At 36.0% G+C, this 23,506-nt stretch carries 25 protein-coding genes; 23 read left to right on the top strand and 2 right to left on the bottom strand.

What is annotated here, in order from left to right:
• The first annotated feature begins 91 nt into the window (after positions 1 to 91).
• The 14 genes from ABES02_RS09250 to ABES02_RS09185 all read left to right on the top strand — a co-directional run bounded on the left by ABES02_RS09250 (position 92) and on the right by ABES02_RS09185 (position 13,521).
• Positions 92 to 1,339: a hypothetical protein gene (locus ABES02_RS09250; RefSeq protein WP_430133315.1), complete on the top strand. Its 1,248-nt coding sequence runs from the start codon at positions 92 to 94 to the stop codon at positions 1,337 to 1,339.
• 493 nt (positions 1,340 to 1,832) lie between these two features.
• Positions 1,833 to 2,252 carry a GNAT family N-acetyltransferase gene (locus ABES02_RS09245; protein WP_430133312.1) on the top strand — a complete coding sequence of 140 codons (420 nt, stop codon included), beginning with the start codon at positions 1,833 to 1,835 and terminating at the stop codon, positions 2,250 to 2,252.
• 228 nt (positions 2,253 to 2,480) lie between these two features.
• On the top strand, positions 2,481 to 2,807 hold the full coding sequence (locus ABES02_RS09240; RefSeq protein WP_430133310.1) for a hypothetical protein: 327 nt from the start codon (positions 2,481 to 2,483) through the stop codon (positions 2,805 to 2,807).
• A 21-nt stretch (positions 2,808 to 2,828) separates the two neighbouring features.
• Positions 2,829 to 3,023 carry a transcription initiation factor TFIIIB gene (locus tag ABES02_RS09235; protein ID WP_430133308.1) on the top strand — a complete coding sequence of 65 codons (195 nt, stop codon included), beginning with the start codon at positions 2,829 to 2,831 and terminating at the stop codon, positions 3,021 to 3,023.
• 195 nt (positions 3,024 to 3,218) lie between these two features.
• A complete protein-coding gene (locus tag ABES02_RS09230; protein ID WP_430133305.1) occupies positions 3,219 to 3,701 on the top strand; it encodes a hypothetical protein in 483 nt (160 codons plus the stop codon).
• A 1,092-nt stretch (positions 3,702 to 4,793) separates the two neighbouring features.
• Positions 4,794 to 5,123, top strand: coding sequence for a hypothetical protein (locus tag ABES02_RS09225; protein ID WP_430133302.1), 330 nt, complete (start codon positions 4,794 to 4,796; stop codon positions 5,121 to 5,123).
• A 422-nt stretch (positions 5,124 to 5,545) separates the two neighbouring features.
• The gene (locus ABES02_RS09220) at positions 5,546 to 5,806 is read left to right on the top strand and encodes a hypothetical protein (protein WP_430133300.1); all 261 of its coding nucleotides are present in this window, start codon (positions 5,546 to 5,548) and stop codon (positions 5,804 to 5,806) included.
• A gap of 98 nt (positions 5,807 to 5,904) precedes the next feature.
• Entirely contained in the window at positions 5,905 to 6,102 is a 198-nt protein-coding gene (locus tag ABES02_RS09215) for a type II toxin-antitoxin system RelE family toxin (protein WP_430133298.1), read from the top strand.
• 370 nt (positions 6,103 to 6,472) lie between these two features.
• The gene (locus ABES02_RS09210) at positions 6,473 to 8,026 is read left to right on the top strand and encodes a sigma-70 family RNA polymerase sigma factor (RefSeq protein ID WP_430133295.1); all 1,554 of its coding nucleotides are present in this window, start codon (positions 6,473 to 6,475) and stop codon (positions 8,024 to 8,026) included.
• Positions 8,027 to 8,066: 40 nt separating this feature from the next.
• Positions 8,067 to 8,525 carry a hypothetical protein gene (locus ABES02_RS09205; protein ID WP_430133293.1) on the top strand — a complete coding sequence of 153 codons (459 nt, stop codon included), beginning with the start codon at positions 8,067 to 8,069 and terminating at the stop codon, positions 8,523 to 8,525.
• A gap of 185 nt (positions 8,526 to 8,710) precedes the next feature.
• Complete coding sequence (locus tag ABES02_RS09200) at positions 8,711 to 9,034, top strand: ArsR/SmtB family transcription factor (protein ID WP_430133290.1); 324 nt, start codon at positions 8,711 to 8,713, stop codon at positions 9,032 to 9,034.
• Between the two features lie 3 nt (positions 9,035 to 9,037).
• The gene (locus tag ABES02_RS09195) at positions 9,038 to 9,427 is read left to right on the top strand and encodes an SRPBCC family protein (protein WP_430133287.1); all 390 of its coding nucleotides are present in this window, start codon (positions 9,038 to 9,040) and stop codon (positions 9,425 to 9,427) included.
• Positions 9,428 to 9,569: 142 nt separating this feature from the next.
• Positions 9,570 to 12,740 carry an ATP-binding cassette domain-containing protein gene (locus ABES02_RS09190; RefSeq protein WP_430133285.1) on the top strand — a complete coding sequence of 1,057 codons (3,171 nt, stop codon included), beginning with the start codon at positions 9,570 to 9,572 and terminating at the stop codon, positions 12,738 to 12,740.
• 385 nt (positions 12,741 to 13,125) lie between these two features.
• Positions 13,126 to 13,521, top strand: coding sequence for a hypothetical protein (locus ABES02_RS09185; protein ID WP_430133282.1), 396 nt, complete (start codon positions 13,126 to 13,128; stop codon positions 13,519 to 13,521).
• A 63-nt stretch (positions 13,522 to 13,584) separates the two neighbouring features.
• On the opposite strand, the gene ABES02_RS09180 is transcribed toward ABES02_RS09185, so the two are convergent.
• Complete coding sequence (locus ABES02_RS09180) at positions 13,585 to 14,481, bottom strand: DMT family transporter (protein ID WP_430133279.1); 897 nt, start codon at positions 14,479 to 14,481, stop codon at positions 13,585 to 13,587.
• 137 nt (positions 14,482 to 14,618) lie between these two features.
• Here ABES02_RS09180 and ABES02_RS09175 point away from each other — a divergent pair, with 137 nt between their 5' ends.
• The 3 genes from ABES02_RS09175 (at position 14,619) to ABES02_RS09165 (ending at position 16,815) form a co-directional block, all read left to right on the top strand.
• A complete protein-coding gene (locus ABES02_RS09175; RefSeq protein WP_430133276.1) occupies positions 14,619 to 15,500 on the top strand; it encodes a LysR family transcriptional regulator in 882 nt (293 codons plus the stop codon).
• A gap of 80 nt (positions 15,501 to 15,580) precedes the next feature.
• Positions 15,581 to 16,078: a DUF1456 family protein gene (locus ABES02_RS09170; protein WP_430133273.1), complete on the top strand. Its 498-nt coding sequence runs from the start codon at positions 15,581 to 15,583 to the stop codon at positions 16,076 to 16,078.
• A 29-nt stretch (positions 16,079 to 16,107) separates the two neighbouring features.
• The gene (locus ABES02_RS09165; protein WP_430133270.1) at positions 16,108 to 16,815 is read left to right on the top strand and encodes a M48 family metallopeptidase; all 708 of its coding nucleotides are present in this window, start codon (positions 16,108 to 16,110) and stop codon (positions 16,813 to 16,815) included.
• Between the two features lie 82 nt (positions 16,816 to 16,897).
• Here ABES02_RS09165 and ABES02_RS09160 read toward each other — a convergent pair whose 3' ends face one another.
• Positions 16,898 to 17,389, bottom strand: a complete 492-nt coding sequence (locus tag ABES02_RS09160; protein ID WP_430133267.1) for a hypothetical protein — start codon at positions 17,387 to 17,389, stop codon at positions 16,898 to 16,900.
• A 94-nt stretch (positions 17,390 to 17,483) separates the two neighbouring features.
• Here ABES02_RS09160 and ABES02_RS09155 point away from each other — a divergent pair, with 94 nt between their 5' ends.
• From ABES02_RS09155 to ABES02_RS09130, 6 genes are all read left to right on the top strand, one after another.
• Positions 17,484 to 18,065, top strand: coding sequence for a vWA domain-containing protein (locus ABES02_RS09155; RefSeq protein ID WP_430133264.1), 582 nt, complete (start codon positions 17,484 to 17,486; stop codon positions 18,063 to 18,065).
• Between the two features lie 305 nt (positions 18,066 to 18,370).
• Complete coding sequence (locus tag ABES02_RS09150; RefSeq protein WP_430133261.1) at positions 18,371 to 19,147, top strand: transporter substrate-binding domain-containing protein; 777 nt, start codon at positions 18,371 to 18,373, stop codon at positions 19,145 to 19,147.
• A 62-nt stretch (positions 19,148 to 19,209) separates the two neighbouring features.
• Positions 19,210 to 19,854: an amino acid ABC transporter permease gene (locus ABES02_RS09145; RefSeq protein ID WP_430133258.1), complete on the top strand. Its 645-nt coding sequence runs from the start codon at positions 19,210 to 19,212 to the stop codon at positions 19,852 to 19,854.
• Complete coding sequence (locus ABES02_RS09140; RefSeq protein WP_430133255.1) at positions 19,851 to 20,579, top strand: amino acid ABC transporter ATP-binding protein; 729 nt, start codon at positions 19,851 to 19,853, stop codon at positions 20,577 to 20,579. The genes ABES02_RS09145 and ABES02_RS09140 overlap by 4 nt, the downstream gene beginning before the upstream one ends.
• Before the next feature lie 108 nt (positions 20,580 to 20,687).
• Positions 20,688 to 22,130, top strand: coding sequence for an HD-GYP domain-containing protein (locus ABES02_RS09135; protein WP_430133253.1), 1,443 nt, complete (start codon positions 20,688 to 20,690; stop codon positions 22,128 to 22,130).
• Positions 22,131 to 22,300: 170 nt separating this feature from the next.
• Positions 22,301 to 23,503, top strand: a complete 1,203-nt coding sequence (locus tag ABES02_RS09130; protein WP_430133250.1) for an MFS transporter — start codon at positions 22,301 to 22,303, stop codon at positions 23,501 to 23,503.
• Positions 23,504 to 23,506: the final 3 nt, after the last annotated feature.

The raw sequence follows: 23,506 nt of genomic DNA, 5'->3' as shown, positions 1-23,506 counted from the left end.
AAAATGTGATTGAATAGTTTTTATAAAAGCAGATGAAATACCAGAAAATAAAAATAGAAGGCAATGAAATTGTTGATAAGGGGGTAAACAAATGGATCATACCAATGAATCGTACTCATCCATCATGAAGTATTGGGGTTCCATGATGGAGTCCACACAGGAATTTCAACAGGAATTGCACCAAGAGATTCAGAGTCTAATACAAAAAATTGGTAATGAAAATTTACCTATAACAAATTTTTTAACTGAAAAAACTGATCTTGTTAATAGGTTTCAGGAATTAGAATTTGAGAGAAACCTATTATTTTATAAAGAACTACAAAATAAAAATGCCCAACTAAATGGACTATACGAACAACTAAGAAAAGAAAATGCTCAAATAGCAGCAATATATGAAGAGTTAAAAGAAGAAAAAAGGCGATTAGCAAGTTCATATGAAGAACTAAAAGAAGAAAAGGCTCAATTAGCTGACTCATATGAAGAATTAAAAGAAGAAAAAACTCAATTAGCTGATTCATATGATGATGTAAAAGAAAAATATACTCAACTAGCTGACTCATATGATGATGTAAAAGAAAAAAATGCTCAATTAGCAAGTTCATATGAAGAACTAAAAGAAGAAAAGGCTCAATTAGCTGACTCATATGAAGAATTAAAAGAAGAAAAAACTCAATTAGCTGATTCATATGAAGAATTAAAAGAAGAAAAAGCTCAATTAGCTGATTCATTTGAAGAATTAAAAGAAGAAAAAGCTCAATTAAATCATTCGTACAAAGAATTACAAGAGGCAAAAGATGAGTTAACCATATCCAGTGTTAAACTTTTACAAACAAGTGTACAAATGGATATACAAATGAAAGCACTTAAATCAACAATCAATCGTTTTGAAGAAGTATTTATGACCCCGCTAAGTCCATTATTGAATGGATTACTTGAAACTGAATCGATAAGAGAAGATTTACCAAAAGTAGGGATAGAGCCGCTCGATGGAATGTCTCCAAGAAATTACTTGGCTCTTTCCAAATTAACTGGTCAATTGTATTTAGCACGTTGGGTTCAGGAGTCCCTTTTAGAATCCAAGAAAAAACATCTGGTCTATTTATCAGATAGTGAGCTTGGTCTGATTGCAGAAATAAATCAATATTATCGTGCTGAAGGATGCCAATGGGATATTTTAGTAGTACCTGAACCTGGCAGATTTAATAGTTCCCTAGTTCAAGATTTTTATACACCATTACGTAATTATAAAAAGTTCTCAGGTGTGTATACACCGGCTTTCTTTCAAAAAGATAATGATCCGCCAACCTTTAAAGCACGAGTAAAAGGTCAATTATACTAAATTTCATTAGGAAGGCAAACGGGGCTTAAGCACTTCCCTTTGCCTTTATTCCTTTTCTTATTTTAATCAAAGGGTACAGAAGGTGAATAATGAAAAAGATAAAAAACATCAATTGTTTGTGTACCATTGGAAGCTGGAATAATGGAAACCTAATTTAAATTAACAAATGAGGTTATCCTGGGTAAAATTAGCTTATTCATTTGTACTTTCTTCAAGTGTGGAGGGTGTATTAGGAATCCCTTCAAACAATGGGGGTTAAATAGGGGGGAGACTAAATCCCGACTTCTCACCCTACGAACGTACTGCCAGGTAAACCGCAAACCATTACATGGAATATGATTTCAGTTAAAAATAGACTTGTGAAATTTTTCACTTAAACTAACTGGCAGGATAGTTTAATAAGAAATTGGAATATTTTAAGTTTTTTATACAAAATACCATCAGTAGAAAGGGTTTAAATTATAATATGGATATTAAATAAAGGAGGAAAAGGATGCAAATTTATAAGCAGTGGATTCAAGAAGATAGTGATTATATACGAAAAAAGGTAATTGAATACAACCTTTCGTTACTACCTGATGAAGTAAAACAGCCATCAATGAAAGTTAGCTCCGTGCTTAGAAATGATGAGGGACAAATTGTTGGGGGGATTACTGGAACGATTGTCTGGTACCATCTACATATTGAGTATCTATGGGTTGATAATTCGTTAAGAGGAAAAGGATATGGAAAAGAGTTATTAAATCATATTGAAAAAACGGCAATAGAAAATAATTGTAGGTTAATATTATTAGATACCTTTAGCTTCCAGGCACCAGACTTTTATCAGAAATGTGGATATAAGATTGTTGGAAAAGTTGAAGATCACCCAAAAGGATATAACCAGTATTATTTAGAAAAAAAATTGACCTAACAGTTATTAACAAAAAAAAAATTACGATGCTTCAATAACGAAGGAAAGCCTTTTTTTTATTCAAGTAACGGGGTGCAAGAGTTTAAGATTGGGTTGCTACGGCAGCCCTTTTTTCTAGTTCCGCTAACGGTAGCTGTTTAGTGGAAGAAGGAATCTGAAAGGGTACAATGGAATAATCTGATATATAGGTGTAGATGCGAAGTAAATCAGACTTATAGGAGGCTTAAAATGCAAAGTGCTAATAAATCCTTTATTTGCCTCATATTAGGGATATTATCGATTGTTTGTGCTCCAGCTGTGCCAGTTCTAGCAAATTTACTTTACCAAAACCCTGTATTATATTTTGGTGTGCTAAGTATTGGTTTAGTTCTTGCAATTATAGGTCTTTATTTCTCACGAGTAGGTATAAAAGGAAAAGATATTCATAATCAAAATGCTCAAACGTTAGGTTATGTAAAAGCAGGAAAAATTTGTTGCATTGTAGGAATATGTTTTAATTTCTTTTTAGTTATCCCAATATTATGGTTTTCAATTTTTGGGATTTTTGGACCGTAAATTATAGATAGGAGGTATATAATGGAAAATGTTAATATTTGTCCAATTTGTGGGTGTAATGAGATTGCAAAAGGAAGGCAGACAGGGCAAGCAGCTATGTATCCTATGGCGAGTCTTTTCAAAGCCTCTATAATCGTTTCAGAAATTTGTACAGAATGTGGTCATATTCTTTCTTCAAAAGTAGAAAAACCAGAAATATTTAAAAGTAAAAAGTAAAACACAACATAAAGACTTGTTATTTTTTTAAAATTGGCTTATTAAACTAAAGGGTGCAAGAGTTAAAGAAGGTGACCGCCGCGGCGGTCCTTTTTCTTGTTGTACAAACGAAGCAGTTTAGTGCAAGAAGGGATATAAATGAGAGAGATGGAATATATCTTGTTAATAATTTGTTTTGAAAGGGGGTAGTAAATATTGGCGGATTATTTTTTTAATTTATTTATGTATTTATTTTTTATAATTGTAATCCCAGTTTCTATTTGTTTTTTTCATGAAAAAGAGAAAAAAAGAGGTAAATCGAAATATATAAAGACTCCGCAAAATAGAAAATCGTATCAAATATTCTTAAAGGAAAAATTCGGAATATTAGTTGGTATATTTGTTTTTTTGTTTTCTAGTATTTCTTTTATTTATCTTGTCCAAGATTTACCTGACGCATTGTCTGAACATACAAAAATATATCAAGGAAAATGTGAAATTGATATAGAGACTGGAAGAGGAGGTGGAAGTTTAGAGGCTAATTTTCGTAATCATAATATAACGTTCGGTAACAACCCATATTATAAAGCTCATAAAGGAAACTATTATTGTAAAGTTAAATATCTTCCTCATTCAGAATCAGGAATTTCATTAATACTGTACAAATCAAGGGGCGGAAAAGAAGTAGAAACGAACTAGCATATAAAATTTATTTATATTTCACTAATGTAAATCCATTTTATTGTAATTTACAGAAGTGGATTCCGTTTATTCAACAAACGGGTGCGATGCTTCAATAACGAAGGATCGTTTTTTCTTATTGAAGTAACGTAAGCAGGATAGTTGAACAAGATCAATGAATATATATCAAATACAACAATATCTGTGGGGGGAATATATGAAGAGAATTAGAAATAAATTTTCAATTATTTTTTTATCAATAGTATTTTTCTGCCTTTACATTAATGTTCTTAGAAATATTTGTAACCACTATATTCCGTTAAGTAAGCTTCGTGATGTCATATTTGCTGTTATATTAGTATGTGTCGTTTGCCCTCTATCTGTTTATTCATCTGACAAACTTATTAAAATTTTTAAGAATACTAAACGGGGACTATAGGCATAAAAAAGCTAAAGGGGAAGCAATTGTTTACCGATATAAGTCGGTTCTTTTTTGTTGGTGTTGAAACACTAACACAAGATTGTGAAGTGATGTACTTAAAGTAACGGGTGCTTTAGTGTAAAATGATCAACCATAAATAGGCAGAATATATACAATAATTTATTCATTAATTAAACCCACCAACATCTCATGTGTTGCCACATACACTCAACACATGTGGAGTGCGTGGTACAGCTCATTTTCAAGGAAGGCAACTAACCCTTAGGGAGTTGCCTTTTTAACATACTATAATGATTTACTAATATGTTCACATAATTGTAGAAAAGCTTTTGAAAAGTCTAAATTTACATGAAATCTAATGTGATATTATTTTATCTGTAGGAGGTAGCAAAATGGAAACATGACAATAAAGATAGTTACTTTTTCAAATTTTGGCGTTTTTTTCTCCACCATTTTTTCCATCAAAACATCGTTTTTGGACGACTTCCTTGTTAAATCCTTACATTTTTCTACAATAATACTTATCTCTTCCATGTTATTTCAAAAAATTGTTTAATAAAACAAAATAGGCCTGAAAGGATAGGTAAACCATGTAAACAAATTATCATTATAAGTTTCCTAAGACTAAATATTTCTGGTACGTAAAATTATTTTAAGGAGGATTTTTAATGGGCCATGATATATCAGGATACAATAAAGCAGGAAATGAAATTGCTTATGCTCGTTTTAGCATGGGGAATTATAATGCTATCATATTGTATAATTTACTTGATGCAGAAAATTACTATGCAGGAGTTAGTGGATCGGGCGACAGCTCTACCTTCTCGATACAACAATTTGAAAAGGCTTTGAGGGCCTACAAGCAATTTTATAAAAATGGTGATTCACTGTCAGATAGTGATTCCTTGACTTGGGATCAAAAACAGATCCATACTTTTATACAAAATTGTTTAGCAACTGCAAAAATAGAAGGGAATGTAAAAGTGTATTTTGGCTAATGTTTTAAGACTGTTTGCTGAATTTTTTAATCCCGCTGCCGTATAATACAATCTATAGTAGCAATTACCTTCATATGTAACAACTTGCATTCCATCTCCAGATAATCCTATGAAATTCTTTTATCCCCCAAAAAACACCTGCTAAATTTTACCATTTATTTTCTTATCGATAAAACCTATCCATGTCCCTATTTAATATTAGTATTCTTCCACTGTCGGTGGTAGTCTAATTACCGTGATAAGAGAGATTGGTTTTAAAGTAGTATTGAATGTCCTAGCTGTCCATGTGAGCAAGTTACTTTAAATTTGAGTAGGAATAATCAACAAGTATAGGAAGCAACCATTCGGCTGATTAAAGATAATTAGCTTTAGTTAATGCAATGCTATAATGGAATGAGTAAAACCACAAGGCGGTGAAAGGTTTGAGTGTAAATCGCGAAGAATTAAAGCGAATGATTGATCAAATTCCTGAACAAGATGCTCTTGAGGTGTATGATTTTATTGAATACTTAAACATGAAACGGGAAAAAGAAAAACTAAATGGGATGATAGTTGAATATCTTGCAAAAGATGAGGAACTTATACGTCAGGTTCAAAAAAGCCTTGAGGACCGTAGAAATGGACTTTTTTACAGCAAAGAACAGGGACTTGAGTTTCTTAGAAAAAGTTTCGAAGAGTCTTAAGCAAGGACAAAGAATATAGTGTTTTTTGGTCGCAAACGGCATTAAACGAATTGAGTAATATTCTTGCATACCCTTCAGATGTAAAGGAAAGAATTTTTTTGGACTCGTTTAATCGATTATCATATACGCCTATGCTTACTGCAAAGAAAATACTTAATGGTATGTTGGAAGGATATTGGGTTAAGCTGGGACTTTATCAGGTTATGCTAGTATTTGAAGTTAATGAAGAGGAACCTATCGTTTGGATTGACGGTATAAAACATAGGCGGGAAAATGTTTATTGGAAAAATAAATAATATTGGTATAATACACGGCATCTACATACCTAAAAATGTAGATGTTTTTTTGTGGATATACGTAAAAGATTGTGAGGCTTGGATGGTAATTAAGAAGAAGTCGACCAATTTATTCACCTGCGTCCCATATGTTGCCACATACACTCCGCACACGTTGAAGTAAAATCGAAAATAGTTTTAAAAGAAGAAGCAGGCTCCCTATAAGGGAATACCTGCTTCTATCCATTTGGGGGAGCCGGGAATTATAGTGAATTCTCAATGTTTAAAAAGCAGCGAAGTCCTAGTTGTGCTTCCTGATATTGTAAATACCTTGCCCATCTTATATCATTAAATATAAATAGAATGTTAAAAGGGGGGGGGAAACACATAAATGATCTCAGCAAAAATAGATTCCAATTCAATCACTACAATAAAAGAAAAGGGTCTGGAATCTATCGTTGATTGGTTCGATCAGCATATACAATCGTTTTATACACTTGGTTGGTCCTATCTTAAGAATCAGCAGCAAATGGAAGAGCTTTTTTATCGGTCCATTATTAAAGTCCATAAAGAATTGCCACGATTTAAAAAAGAAACATCATTCGAAATGTGGGTTACCTCCATATTCATACATACCTGCCGAGAGCTTTCAGCAGATAGAAGTTTACAAGCTTCAGAGGAAAGTGAACCAAGTCAGGATTTATTTAATGCACTTAATCAATTGAAAGAGTACGAGAAAGAAGCGGTGGTCCTTATATATGGAAAGGGAATCTCTCAGGAGGAAGCCGCACATCTTCTCCAAGTTTCAGCGGAGAAGATGAAAGAGGATTTATTTACTGGAATCCGGTCACTTAGAAAAGTAATGGGGTACGGGTCATCCTTTAATGGTTGTAAAGAGTATTATAAGAATTACATCGATTATTTAGAAAGAACCTTGGATCGGTCGAAAAAGATTGATTTCGAGATACATATTTATCATTGTCAAGACTGTCAGGAGGATTTGGCTGCCTTTCAGGATGTCATGTTAAAAATGAAACATCTAACTGAAAGGATGGCGGATCTCCATGTGCCAACTAATTTCATGGAGAACGTCAGAGTTAGGCTCGCTGAAAAGGAAAAGCACAGACAACTGAAGAACAAGAAACGTAAAAGATTGGGAGTTATTTTTGCAAGTATTCTAGCACTATTAATGAGTATAGAAGCTTTTACAGGGTCTTTTACCAACCTCTACTATACATGGACAGAAGAAAATCAGGAATTACGTGCCTTTTTGCAACAGGATCTGGGTGAAAGGCTGAACCTGGAATCGGAAAGCGATGGGGTGAAAATTAAGATTAAGAGTGCGATTGCCGATGATGTTCAGACGCTTGTTTTTTATGAAATAGAAGATACAGAAAAAGACAACCAATATGTGATGAATTATGAAGATGGGGTTTCTGTGGAGAACGAATATGAAATCATGAGCCGTGAAGCTAATCCAAGGTACTATCCTCCTGACCATAAATCGGATGTAAATAACAAAGAAAAGAACATTTATCAAGGGAAGATTAGTCTGCGGCCACTCACAACGGAAAATGGAACAATCAAACTTAAGATCACAAAGCTTCAGAAATTGATTCGTGATTCCTCTGATCAGAATGGTTTTACGGCAAACGGGAAAACGGGGGAGTGGAGCTTCAAGATCCCTGTAACAAAACAGCCTTCCGTCGAATATGCATTGAATGAAAATACAGTAGTCGAGGGGATCCCGGTTCGATTTGAAAAACTAATCATTGCTCCAACTGAGACGATTCTGCAATTTGGCATTAATAATGAAGTTTCAGAGAAACGGATAGAAGTTCTTAATTTTGACAATCTAGAAGTGAACAATAAAAAGTTGAAAGCCGATATGTATTCTGGATTCACATCAAGACTTAAATTGGACTACTTTTCAATCACACTTTGACCCTCTTTTTGGAGAAAAACCAAAAGAGGTCAACGTTCAATTGGAGTCTGTTAATTTAACGGTTGAGGACCAAAAAAACATCGAACTGGATGCATCACAGAAATATCCCCAAACCTTTGAATATGCAGGCAGTACAATCTCCATCGACAAGGTGGAAGTTGGACAGCCTACTAATGTAGTCATAAGCAATCATGAAATTGTGAACCGAGCATTTGAGACACTTGAATTCAATATTGTGGGTAAGGATGAAAATGAAATTAGCTCGATGGAGATGAATTCTGAAGGAATGATGGTTGATAAAAACGGGATTGAATACGATATGAATGAAAACCCTGTCTCCTATGAAGAAATCGAGCAGCCCCGTTATTTCACTACAGTTCAAAGCTTCACTTTACAAGGTAACAACGCTGGAGAGAAAGTGATTCCAAAGAGGTTGGAGATTTTTGGATATACTACTACAAAATATTTGGATAATGTTGTGAAGATTTCGGTGGATTAATAGCATTTTGATAGAAGTAAGAAATGGCGCTTTTCTTAAAGTAAGAAGGCGTCTTTTTTTATTGGGAAAAATTAATTTATGAATAGAATAGTTACTTTATGACAAAAATGAAATTTGACAGGACACCAATTAGTGTCATATAATAAGGACACTAATTGGTGTCCAATTTATAAGGTGGAGTGATTTTGAACGAGAACAATCAAGATCGTGATGTTTATGTAGCCATCGCTGACCCAACAAGACGTAAATTGCTACATTTGTTGGCAGAGGCAGAAGAACTGCCTCTTCACGAATTAACCGCTCAATTTCAAATGGGTCGTACGGCTGTTTCTAAACATTTGGCTATCCTTAAAGAAGCTGGTCTAGTTGCCGACCGTAAAGTGGGTAGAGAAACAAGGTATCGACTAAATGCAGCCCCCTTAAGGGAAATTAAAGATTGGGTATCCTTTTACGAGAAATTTTGGAATGAAAGAGTGCTACTTTTAAAAAATTTATTAGCGGAGGAATAAATAATGGCAGATGTATCATTAGATTTTCAGTTTTCAAATTCAATTAATAAGGTGTGGAACGCATTAACCGATTCGGATACTCTTGCAAAATGGATAATGGAAAATGATTTTAAACCAATCGTAGGACATAAATGTCAATTCCGAAATCCGCAGTGGAATCTAATTGTAGATTGTGAAGTATTAGTAGTGGACGAGCCTAATAAGTTATCTTACACATGGGTAGGTGGTCCGATAAACACTACAGTCACTTGGACATTGAAGGAAGAGGATGGAACAACCACCTTACATCTTGAACAAGCAGGATTCGAAAAAGAAGACCAAGCGTTCAATGGTGCGAAATATGGTTGGGCGAAAATGGGCGAAGATCTTAAAAAACTGTTAGGTGAAATGTAAGAACAAACCTAAGCTAACGTATAGAAAAAGCAAACGGCTCAGTATAGGACTGAGCCGTTTTGATTCGAAAAAGCTCAGGTAAATTCATTTGAAATTGTGATAACATGGCAATACTAGTTTTATAGAATGGGGAGGATATCCAATGAAAATAAATCAATTGATTGCCAATAATATTAACCGTTTAGACTGCCAATTGCCTGAAGATAAATCGTTAGGTATTGCTGGCCTGTCTGGGTCTGGTAAAACCACTTTTTGTCAAACTATTGGTGAAGAATCCAAGAAGCGTCTCGTTTCCTTATTGCCTAAGGCTGAATATCAGTATTTATTTCCTAACATAATGGAAACTAATTTTAGTGCTATCAAGATGGAAGAAATGCCACTTGTACTTTTTCTGGGAAGATCGTCCATTTCTTCCAATCCACGTTCGACAATAGGAACCCATACCGGCGTGTTTACAGAGATTCGTGTTACTCTTGCTGAAAAATTTAATCTTTCTCCAGAAGTTTTTTCATTTAATAATCCGTTGGGGTGGTGTCCAGATTGTAAAGGACGCGGTATTACCAAAAATGTTGAGTGTAAAAAATGTGAGGGCAGGCGCTATAATCCAGAAGTTGAGCAAAAAAGAATAGAATTATTGGGTCAACCACATAGTATATCCGATATCAACAACTTGAGCGTTGAATTGATTTTTTCCCTTGCAGAGGAATTACATATTAGTGAAGCCAAACAACATTTACTTAAAAATATTATCAATATGAATATTGGTTACTTAACATTAAATCGCATTATGGGTACATTGTCAGGTGGGGAATTAACAAGGCTTTACTTGGCAGAATTCATGGCAACAAGTGAAAATACGGTTATTATCATTGATGAAATTTCTGTTGGTCTTGACCACCAAACTCTATTGAAAATTTTAGAACAGATTAAACAATTAGGGTATAAAAATCAAATTTGGCTCATCGATCATTCTGACACAGTGCTTGATACTTCGGATGATCAATTGTTTTTTGGACCTGGCAGTGGTAAATATGGTGGAAAAATTGTCGAAGAATCACCGCGTCCAAAACCGATTCCCTGGGAACGAAATCAGGCAATACCAACAGAATACTATCAATTTAAGGACCTTCACTGTCGTAATATTCAAATGGCTGAAATTCGGCTTCCCAAAAATAGACTTGTTACCTTTACGGGTGAGTCTGGATGTGGTAAATCGACCCTTGTCAATGAGTGTATCTCTAAGGATTTTCTGAAGCGCTATCCAAAAGATAAACTGGTCATGGTAGGGCAGGATCGAAACCAATCGATCACCAGTCGGTCAACTGTTGCGACGTTTCTTGATATTAAAAAGAAACTCACAAAATATAGTGAAGATATTGATGATATTTTTCAGCGCTCGATTGAAGATATTATTGATGAACTGCCAAATGAAGATATCGCTCATAAACGCTTGAGTTTATTGATCAAACTTGGACTCGGTTATTTGACGTTAGAAAGAAAAACACAAACCTTATCGACTGGTGAATTTCAATGTGTTCATCTAGTTTCGGAGCTGTTTGCGAACTCAAGAAACCCGCATACGCTGTTTATTTTTGACGAGCCTTCAAAAGGTTTATCACAAAATATATTAAACCAATTCATTGATAGTGTCAGGGTCATTCTTCAAGATGAATCTGTCTCCATTATAATGATTGAACATAATTCTTATATGCTAGAAAACTCTGATTTTATCGTCGATTTTGGTAAAAGACAGAGTGCACCTGTCACGCACCTTGATGTTGTCAGTCATGATGAGTATTACCGTCTTCAAAATGGGGAAGATATCGCTAGTCCATCGCCTATTTCTTCTACGCTCAAGCAGCAAAATGGCATTACCTATCTAAAGGAAAATCATATTGACTACTTTAAAAATGCTGAAAACATCTATAAGGGCGGCATCTTAAAAAGCTTATCATCAATGGCTCGTTTGATATATGGTGAATACGAATCTGATACCATCGCACCCGTCATTGCCATTGATCTGGAAAGGCATTTGTATAGCCAATATAGTTTTCTCTATGAAATAGGCGGCGTGATCAACCATATTGTGGCGGCGCATCCGACCAATAAAGATACGAGAAGCTTTGATTTCTATTCATCGGACAATCATTGTCCTTCATGCTCAGGCCGCCTTAAGATTGAAATATTTGATAAAGATCTGGTCATTCAGGACAAGACTGTGCCATTCTGGGATGGCCTATTGCATCCAGATGTGATGGAGGTCTTAAAATACTATCAATATCCAAAATTAGAATTTATCTTTGAGGAAATTAAGAATGAGCTAGGGTATGATCTGACGAAAAGCTACAATGAGATGTCAGAAGAAGAAAAGCATACGTTTTGGTACGGGTATTTTGAAAGAACATTCTATGATAAAGCAGGTAAGACACAGAGGACCTGGGTAGGCTTTAATACCATCCTTGGGATGTATATGGTCATTTCGAAATCGGTGATTAAAGAGCAAATGAGAGCATCTAAGGAAAAGATTACCTGTCCGATTTGTCATGGAACTGTACTTAATCATCATAAACAGCTTAAATTTGGTGACACAGATATTCGCGAGATTATCAATCAGCCACTTGATCAAGTGTTACAAATAGTTGGTGAGTTACCTGTACTCGTAAAGCTAAAATCTATTGTTGGCGGCGATATGACTTTGACAGAAGATGTCTCCCTGCTGTCTAGAAAAAAACAAGTCGCTCTGAAAATGTTTGAATTGGAACTCGCAAGCTTTGTTGGGTATGAAATGGTATTACAAAATGTCTTACCATTTTGGGACAGCATTAAAGACAAGATCGAATCCATCAGCATCAATAATCAGATTACCATCTGTGATTTTCCTAATATCAATGAGACGAGAGAAACCATCATTGATAAGTATTTTACTAATGGAAAATACAAAAAACTAACGTATGTTTATGAAGCATTTGGTTATAAAAAAATAGTCACTCAAATTAATAAAATTATAAAAAGTCATCCATGTCCATTCTGTAAAGGAAAAAAAGTCATTACAGAAGAGAATCTCCATGATGGCGTGTTTAAATTAACGATACCATGTGTGAGTTGTCAGGCGAGTGGCATCAATGATGAAGGGCGTAAGGAAATCGTCGATGGCATACCAGTCGAAACATGGCTAACTGGCAAAGTTAGAGATGTTGTGGATGAAAGCTTACTTACAGAGGCTGTTGTCGATATTCCCATTTTCAATCGTATTCGAGAGTTAAATAAACGAGATATGATGGCGGTTTATCAATGCCTCGGGCAAAATAATTAAATTAAATTAAAATAGGCAGGCCCCTCAAAATAAGGGGCCTGCATTTTGTATATATGATTTGAAATTAAATGAAACGGTGTTTTCACATAATTGTAGAAAACTTTTAGTAAAGTCAAAATTATTAGGCAATGTAGTGTGATATAATCTTACCGAAAAGGAGGTAGAAAAATGTCGAAATAACAAGAAAAATATAATTAATTTTGAATGTTAAATTCCTTTCTTTTAAATCTGCAATTTTCCCCTCAATTTTCATCATTTTAAACCCACTCTCATGCCGACTTATAATAACTTCCTGTTAAAATGCTGAAGCGCATAAATTCATTAATAACTAGAATAAATGGGAACGTTGTCAGTTCTATCGAAGTTATAAAAAAGGAGCGGTACTATGAATGCAGTGCTGAGTAAGATTGCTAAAAGCATCACAGTTTGTTATTCAGAGGTTTTCCCTGATCAAGACAACGAGTTTCTCCACCATGCTTATATGGGAAAATTATTTTTGATCGCTGACTCTTATTGTATGAATCCTGATTGTACATGCCAAGAGGCAGTTCTTCATTTTGTCCAAGCTTATCCGAGAGAGAATAGGAAAGCTGACAGTTTTATGGTAAGGTTTAAACTTAACGGCAGGGGATATAAAATACATGACTATGGCAGATTCACTAAACGTGAAATACAGGCCATCGTTATGCATTTTACATCTGGCACTGACACCATGATCCTAGAACTTTTAAATGAACGGTACAAGGAAATGAAGGAAAAAGTAAAAGAAATTCTAAATTGAGTGCCAGACTCAAGTTGCCTAATCCTGGTAGAGTAAACTATTCCAAGGTTACTAGCTATTTAGTTAGTAACCTTGGTTTATTTTATTGTAACCTTTTTTCATAGACGCTTTTTTAAAGTCAATCTCCGCAGTAAATACACCTAATAATACTAAACTTGCGCCTACGTATCCTTTTGTAGTAAGGATTTCTCCTGCAAAAGCAAACGCAAAAATTGCTGCAAAAACGGGTTCTAATGAGAATAGCAGCCCAGTATGGGTTGGAGTGGTATATTTTTGGGCGATGGTTTGGGTGACAAATCCAATGGCACTACAAAGTACACCTAATACTAGAATAGAGACCCAAGACTCCGTTGTACTTGGAAGTCGTGGTGTTTCCAAAAAGATTGAAAATAATAGCCCCCATGCTCCCGTAAAGCCGAGTTGAAGAACTCCTAGTGTAATGGAATCGGCATTCTTCGTTAATTTTCCAGTAACAATGATGTGAATGGCATAAAATAGTGCGCCTAGGATACATAAAAAGTCCCCAATACTGATTTTAAATTGATGATTTAAAGTTAAGAAGCCAATACCTGTTAAGGCTAAAGATACCCCAAAAATAATCCTTTTTTCAGGCATCTTTTTAAAAAAGACAGCTAACAGCAGTGGGACAAATATGACCGTGAGGCTAACCAAAAATCCAGCATTTGATGCAGATGTAGTTTTTATTCCATAAGTAATCGAGGCAAAAACTGAAAATAAAATAGTTCCTAATACAAATGCATATTTGATTGTTTTGAAATCTGCCTTTAAAATGCGGCGGTAAAAGACAATTCCGGCTAAAAGAAACGCAATACCAAAACGTAATGCGATCAGGTTAAATTCCGGGATGGAAACGAGACCCATTTTCATAAACAGATAGGATGAACCCCAAAAAATCGTCACGATTAACAGCATTAGATTGGCTTTTAATTGAGTGCTCATATCTGCTCCCTTTGTTTTAAAAGATTTAATAATGTTTTTACATTGCTTACTTTGTAGTATACGTGTAAATTATAGATAAGAAAAATGAATGTTATTAATAATTTGGTTGAAAAAAATTCATGTAAGGGGTGAGTAAAATGTCTCTAGCAAAGTTTGAGGTTTTTAGTACTGTGGTAGAATTAGGGAGCTTGACTGAAGCGTCGGTGAAGCTTGGTTTAACTCAATCTGCTGTAAGTCATGCCATTGCCAGTTTGGAATCAGAATGGGGGTTTTCTATTCTCAGCAGAGGTCGTAATGGGATCCATTTGACAAGCAACGGAGAACTTGTTTTGCAATATATCCGTGAAGTTTTAAAATGGAACGAACAATTGGTGCAACAAATTGCAGGCATCAATGGGCTAGAAGTAGGAACCGTAAGGATTGGCACCTTTTCAAGTGTAACCATTCAGTGGCTGCCTGAATTCATGAGTCATTTTAATGAAAGCCACCCTTCTATAGAAGTTAAACTGTTGGAGGGGGATTATGATGAAATCGAACACTGGATTTCCAGTGGTGCGGTTGATTTTGGTTTTCTTTCTTTACCCACCTTGAAGTCATTTGAAGTGATTCCACTCAAAAAAGATAAAATAGTCACCATCGTCCCTGACAGCCACCACCTCGCACATCTAAGCGAGGTTTGTTTTGAACAAATCAAAGATGAGCTGTTTATCATGCCAAAGATCAGTTGTGATAACGATGTAAGACGGATATTGAAAGAAAACAATGTTACCGCCACTATCAAATATGAGCTAGAAGATGATCAAGCCATCATTTCAATGGTCCAAAATGGAATGGGGATAAGTATTCTCCCTGAAATGGTGGTGAATCGTGTTCCAAAAAGTGTACGTATTCTGGGGCTCGAAGGAGATCATTATCGCTCCATTGGTATCGCAGCTACATCGTTTAAGAACATGTCTCCAGCAGCAAGAAAGTTTGTTAAATATATTCAATCGTGTTTTAAAGCACCTACACAAGATTAAAGAGTGTATTTATTTTATTTAATCTCAAAAAATACTGAGGATAAAACAAAAAATGGACTGCGTACATAGGAGGATTATAGATGGAAAACAACGATATATTAATTCGATTGAGATATGCTTTGGAAATAAAAAATAAAGAAATGTCAGAGATCTTTAAACTTGGAGGGGAGGAAGTAACAGTACCTGAGGTGATAAAGATTCTAACAAAATCAGATGATGATGAAAGTGAATTTGACGAACAAATAAAATGTAATAACGCTATGTTTGATTCATTTTTGAACGGCTTTATTATTTTTAAAAGAGGAAAACAAGAGCCGAAACCAGGACAGCTGGACACACAGGAACCAACTGTAAAGAAAACCTCAAATGTTAATAATCTTTTGTTGAAAAAAGTAAAAATAGCGCTGGCATTAACTACTGAGGATATGCTGGATATATTCGAAAAGGCAGGTATCACGGTAACAAAAGGAGAACTCGGCGCTTTATTAAGAAAAGAAGGGCATAAGAATTATAAAGAGTGCGGAGATAAATTCGCCAGAAACTTCTTAAAAGGACTAGCTATCAAATACAGGGGATAACAGCATCTAAAGATTCTACAGGTGATGACATGATACATACCTACTCAGGTAAGACAATACGATTTGAGATAAAATATAAAAACCGAACCTCATTCGGAATAACGATAGATAACTATGGAAATATTGAAGTCCAGGCTCCGAAAGGTACACCTGATGAAAGAGTGCTTCATTTATTAGAGGAAAAATGGGAGCTTATTCAGCAAAAATTAAATGAAATGAAGGATAGGCTGCAAGGTCCACAGGAAAAGGTCTATGAGCATGGCGAAGGCTTTCTTTATTTAGGATCCACTTATCCTATACAGATTTTTCAAGACAAAAATATCGAACAGGACTTTGTGGTGTTTGAGGAAGATAAGTTACAAATATATGTGAAGCTGCTTGAGGATGAGAGAATAAAACTAGCGCTAAAACGGTTCTATTATCAGCAGTGCAAAGCCTTAGTAGAGAAGAGTATCACCACATATCAAAGCCACTTTAAAACAAAACCGCGTTCTGTACGTATCTCGGATAGCAAAACTACCTGGGGAACTTGTGATTCAAACCAGAAGTTAACATTTAATTGGAGGCTGGCAATGGCACCCCGTGAGGTAATTGACTATGTAGTCATTCATGAAATGTGCCATATGGTTCATCTGAATCACGACCGTTCCTTTTGGCGCCTTGTTGGAAAAATAATGCCTGATTATAAGGAAAAAGAAAACTGGCTATCTTTATCAAACTGGAAAATGACGGTTTAGTAGTAAGAAGGTAGAAAAATTAAGTTAAGAGGAAAGGGGTCTGACCATCATCGCGTTAAAGCGACGGAGGCTAGACCCTTTTTTATTCTAAAACGCCAACCAACGGCTTCAAACTGAAATAGTCCAAAGCTTGGTTGACCGAATGGATATCAAATATTTTCTTCTCGAGGCAGAATTGAATAACTAAATCTAATGTTTCACTGTCAGACAAAGAGTAGCCAGCAGAACTTAAGAGTTTATCGGATTCTCTTTTATTTAACTCAAGCGCTAGCGCCAATGCAATCACGGTATTTTTCCCAGGCCGATATTCAGGATTCGAACGTATTTTGGAAAAATGCCTGCGGTCAATTCCTGCTTTTTTGTAGATACTGGAGTCAGTGGCCCCTTTTTTATCGATTAAATGGAACAATGTTTGGTTAAAGGTTGGCTTCCGGTTCATTTTAATAAAATCTTCGATGTCTGCAGAAAAAATGCTTTCTTCCATGCTTTCGGATTTACGTATATTGAATACCAGAGTGTTTAAGTGAAGTTCTACATACTCCTGCAATTCTATTAATAGCTTTCCATCAAGCATATCTAAACCCCCAAGAATGTCGCTTTCGAAGCGACCAAATAATGGCTGAACTCAAATATTATTATAGTATAAACAAATTGAAAGGATGATAGGAATGAACAAGAATCTTACAGAAATTATTTTTTTACTAGATCGCAGCGGGTCGATGGGAGGCCTTGAAAGTGATACGATTGGCGGTTTTAATGCTTTTATTGAAAGACAGATTCAATTAGAAGGTGAGACCATAGTAACAACCGTGCTTTTCGATGATCACTATGAAATTTTATGGAATGGTATCGATGCCAAAAACGCTAGATTAACTGATAAGGATTATTATGTAAGAGGGTGTACGGCCCTGCTGGATGCAGTTGGGAAGACAATATTGGATGTTGGGTACCGATTGTCACACACAAATGAAGAAAAAAGGCCTGGTAAAGTCATTTTTGTTATCACTACAGACGGTCTGGAAAATGCCAGCCGTGAGTTCACCTATAAAAAAGTGAAAGAGTTAATCCAGCACCAGCAGGAGAAGTATAATTGGGAGTTTATTTTTCTAGGTGCAAATATTGATGCTGAACAAGAAGCAGACAGTCTTGGAATTAACATGGAAAATGCCTATAGCTTTGAGGCTTCTGAAAAAGGTGTTGAAGAAATGTACAATATGGTATGTAAAGCAGTATCTGAAAAAAGACAATGAAATAGAAAACAAATGCCCTAATACATTATAGTAGTAGGGCATTTGTTTGGAATAGGAGTTTGATTTAATAAGATAAAAACCAATATTATTCTATTTTTTAATATCTAATAGTAATGATAAATAAATTTATTTTTTATTCAAGAAAATCCCTTGAAACAAGAGTGATGTTAATATTTATTTACTTAAAAGAATTTATATTCCAATAATTAATCCTTTTTAATTGATTGATAATTATGTTATATTAAATATTGTGATTTTCGTTAAATTCTGTAAAAAAGAATAATCAAAATATAGGAGTGATTTTAATGAAGAAATTGGGTTTATTTAGCTTGTTTCTGATTCTATCAATCTTTATTGCTGCTTGCGGAAGCAAAGAAACAGCAGGGGAGACAGAAAAAGGCAGCAAAGACAAAGTATATAAAGTTGGTGTCGATACAACTTATCCTCCGTTTGAATTTAAAGAAGGAAACGATTATAAGGGAATTGATATTGAATTAATCAATGCAATTGCGAAAAACCAGGGCTTTAAAATAGAACTTTCTCCAATGGATTTTGGTGGAATTATTCCAGCAATGCAAGCTAATCAATTAGATGTTGCCATTGCCGGTATGAGTATTACTGATGAAAGAAAGAAAGTAGTCGATTTCTCAACACCTTATTTTGATGCAGGGTTAACAGTTGTTGTTAATAAAGATAATTCAAGTATTAAATCTGTTGATGACCTAAAGGGTAAAAAGATTGCTGTTAAAAAAGGAACTACTGGTGCTAAATATGCACAGGATAATGCAGCTAAGCTTGGAATCACTGTAGTTCAATTTAACGATAGTCCTGCTATGTTCCAAGAAGTATCAAATGGAAATGCTGATGCGCTTATTGAAGATTATCCTGTAATCTCTTATGCTATTGCCCAAAAAGACCTTGGCTTAAAAATCGTCGGTGATCGCTTAAATGGCGACCAATACGGAATTGCTGTATTAAAAGGACAAAACCAGGATCTTTTGAAAAAAATTGACAAAGGTCTTGCTGAGCTTAAAAAAGATGGAACTTACGATAAAATCATTAAAACTTATCTTGGTGAGTAATGGATAAGTGACGATAAGGCGCGCTTAATTGCGCGCTTTCTTTTTGAAAGGGGATGATAAGGATGGATATAATTTCTGCAGCTTTGCCTATGTTATTAAAAGGACTTCAAGTAACACTTTATATATTTGTAATAGCAATTATTCTAGGTTTTTTAATTGGGTTAGTAGTAGCCTTATTACGATTGGCGCCGATAAAGATTTTGAATGGGATTGCAAAGATTTATGTTGACGCGATTCGAGGAACACCATTTATTGTGCAGTTGTTTTTTATTTATTTCGGTGTAAATTCCCTTCATTTGGTATCTCTGAACAGCACAACAGCCGGAATCATCACTGTTGCCATTAATGCAGGGGCGTATTTTGCTGAGATCATCAGGGCCGGAATTCAATCGATTGATAAGGGGCAAACGGAAGCAGCAAGATCGATTGGATTTACAGGCGCGCAAACAATGCGCTATGTGGTGCTTCCGCAGGCTTTTAGAAGAATGCTTCCTACCATTACAAACCAGTCTATTATTAGTTTAAAGGATACTTCGCTTTTATCCGTTATTGGAATCGCTGATTTAACGCAACAAGGACAGATTCAAGCTTCGGCAACCTTTGAAGCATTCAAAATTTGGCTGGCCGTCGGTGTTATTTATTTTATTATTATTTATCTATTAACCATGCTTGCTAATTTCATCGAAAGGAGGATTCAGCTTCGATGAGTATCATAACTGTTAAAAACTTAAGAAAATCGTTTGGAAGCGTTGAGGTTCTAAAAGATATCAATGCTGAAATAAAAGAACAAGAGGTAGTTTGTGTAATTGGTCCATCCGGGTCTGGAAAAAGTACCTTTTTGCGCTGCTTAAATCGTCTGGAGGAAATATCAGGTGGCGAGGTAGTGATTAACGGACATGATGTAACCGATTCTAAAATCAATATTAACAAAGTGCGACAAGAAGTTGGGATGGTGTTTCAGCAATTTAATCTCTTCCCGCATAAAACGGTTTTAGAAAATATCACAATGGGTCCTATAAAAATTCGCGGAACAGAAAAAGCAGATGCGGAAAAACTAGCACTTGAATTACTGGATAAAGTGGGCCTTCGTGAAAAAGCAAACAGCTATCCAGGAGAACTTTCCGGAGGACAAAAACAGCGTGTAGCGATAGCAAGAGCGCTGGCCATGAATCCGAAAATCATGCTATTTGACGAGCCAACCTCGGCACTAGACCCTGAAATGGTTGGCGATGTTTTGGAAGTCATGAAACAGCTCGCTAAAGAAGGGATGACTATGGTCGTTGTTACCCATGAAATGGGCTTTGCTAGAGAAGTTGGCGATCGAGTCATTTTCATGGATGGGGGATATATTGTAGAAGAAAACAAACCAAATGAACTTTTCAGTAACCCTCAGCATGAGCGAACCAAGGCGTTCCTAAGTAAGGTGCTTTAAGGAATAATAGAATAATTTCAAAAAAACCCAGTCATTGGACTGGGTTTTAGTTTTAATTAAGGCACTGTAGCATATGATTGAATATCTATTCGTTTTTGGAGGATTGCTATGAAGTCTTACCGCTTACTTTGGCCGCTGATTGCTGTGTCATTTCCCTATTTATTATTTGAAGTACTAAATCAAGGCATATTAAAGGATGAATTGTTTCGGCTGCCAAGGGGGCACTTTTATATCGTCAGTCTCGTTTCCCTTTTATCTAGTATCATTGCGATTGCGGTAGGGATTGCTGGGGTCAGAATCCGAAATATAAAAGTTAGTTTTCTGTCACTCTCTTTCTTTTCTCTTGGGATTATGTTTTCGATTCATGGGCTGGCAACTCCTGATATCTTTCTCCATGATTACCATTTACCTGCAATCGCTGCACAATTAAGTATGTTATTAGCAACGATCTGGGTGTGGTTGTCATCACTGCCATCTGACAATCCGATCGTAGACTTTTTGGCAAAGCGGCAGCGGTGGCTGCTACCAGTATGGACGATTGGATTAGTTATTTTTGCTATCATTGGGATAATAAATCCGCATCTTACCCATGTCATTCCATTACAAGTAATGCCGTTGAATGTGATTTTGACGATTGTCATCCTGTTATTAAATAGCATGACGGCATTTCGCTATTATCAATCCTATCTATTTACACGGTTTCCGTTACAACTATCGATTGTTTACTGTTCTGGCTGGTTCATAGTCTCGCAGCTGATAATGGTAAGAGGGGTGGAGTGGAACCTAAGTTGGTGGATTTATCATTTCTTATTACTCGCCTCCATGATTGTCATGATTTCCGGCCTTATCAAACAGTACGGCGTAAAAGGGAACTTGACAGAATCGGTTCGTTCCCTCTATACAAACGATCCTTTTGAACGAGTGATGAATAGCATTGGACAAAGTGTCAAAGCTTTAGTAAATGCTACAGAAAAAAAGGATATTTATACAGCGGGCCATACCTTCAGGGTCACTCTGTATGCATTGAAGCTTGCAGAGGAGCTAGGGTTGAAACCGGAACAGCTGCGCGCGATAGTTCAGGGCGGTCTTGTTCATGATGTTGGAAAAATTAGTGTTCCTGATGCCGTTCTTAATAAACCTGGAAAACTTTTGCCTGATGAAAGGGTCATAATCGAAAAGCATCCATTGGATGGTTATGAGATTTGCAGGGAACTTGGTTTTATGAAGGAAGAGCTGGGAATTATCCGGTCCCACCATGAAAAATGGAATGGCAGTGGGTATCCTGATCATTTAAAGGGGGAGGACATTCCTTTCTTTGCTAGAATTGTAGCTGTTGCGGATGTCTATGATGCCTTAACGTCAGAACGTGCTTACCGAAAAGCGTGGCCGCATTTGGAAGCGATGAAATTTTTAAGCGAAAACAAGGGCTCCCATTTTGATCCGATTTGTGTGGATGCCTGGGAAAAGTTATGTTTGCGGAGTCCATCTGTCTATCAATATCCTTCGCAAGTAATTGAGGATGAATTGGCTATTCGCCAGATTTCTTCATAATAAATAAAAACGGCATGATTCCAATGAAATGGAATTATGCCGTTTTTTATTGAAATCCTTAATTAATTCTTAAAGAAAGTAAAGAATCAGGTAGTTTTTCTAATTGATTGAATTTTGTACGTTAGAGGAGTAAAGTGAAAAGGAACCTTATTAATGAGAGAAGGGTTTTTGTGGGTAAGCTGCAACAAGGGACAACGGCATTTCGTAAAGCAAATATCGCCCTTTTTGCCGGGGGCTTTATTACATTTTCCATTCTTTATGACGTACAGCCGCTTATGCCGATTTTTTCGAAGGAGTTTCATGTACCGGCCGCCACGGGGAGTTTAACATTATCAGTGACTACGTTCACCCTCGCTGTTTTTATGCTAATTACCAGCACATTATCTGAGGTATGGGGACGCAAAATCATCATGACTGCTTCACTGCTATTGTCATCCCTGATTGTTATATTTACCGCGTATAGCCCTACCTTTGGGTCATTACTCGGATTTCGTGTTCTTCAAGGTGTTGTTCTTGCTGGCCTTCCCGCTATTGCCATGGCCTATCTAGGAGAAGAAGTGGAACCAAACAGTTTGGGTGCGGCAATGGGACTTTATATTAGCGGTAATTCCATTGGCGGCATGGCTGGGAGAATTATAACTGGCACTGTTACGGACTTTTTTTCGTGGCGGATTGCCATGGGCTGTATCGGTGTCATCAGTTTATTACTAAGCATCTGGTTTTGGTGGAACTTACCGAAATCCCAAAACTTTAACCCCAAACCGTTGATATTAAAAAGTTTATTTGCTTCTTTATATCGCCATTTGAGGGATCCAGCCTTGCTGTGTTTATTTGGGATTGCATTTATCTTAATGGGAAGCTTTGTTACCTTATTTAATTATATCGGCTTTCAATTGTTGGAGCCGCCTTATAAGTTAAGCCAGACCATCATCGGATGGATCTTTATCGTCTATTTAACAGGTACCTTCAGTTCCACTTGGATGGGACAATTATCAGATTCTTTGGGGCGACGCAAAGTCCTTTGGATTGGGCTTTTGATTATGCTTTTTGGAGCGGTGTTAACTCTTGGTGAACCTTTAGTATTAAAAATCGTCGGGATTGCCGTTTTTACATTTGGCTTTTTCGGTTCTCATTCCATTGCCTCAAGCTGGGTGGGACAAAGAGCAAAAACGGAAAAAGCTCAGGCTTCCTCACTTTATTTATTTTTTTATTACAGTGGTTCAAGTTTAGCAGGGTCTGCAGGCGGCTTTTTCTGGACTCAATATGGATGGGGTGGAGTCATTGGTTTTATCATTATCCTGCTCCTTTGCGCTTTCCCTTTATCCGTTAAGCTTTCATCCGTATCTTCGAATTCCTTACTAGTAAAAAAATAATCT

The sequence above is a fragment of the Neobacillus pocheonensis genome (genome assembly GCF_050477905.1).
Classification (GTDB): domain Bacteria; phylum Bacillota; class Bacilli; order Bacillales; family Cytobacillaceae; genus Neobacillus; species Neobacillus pocheonensis_A.
Note: the sequence above shows the minus strand (reverse complement) of the source record. Positions and strands in the feature narration are given on the sequence as shown.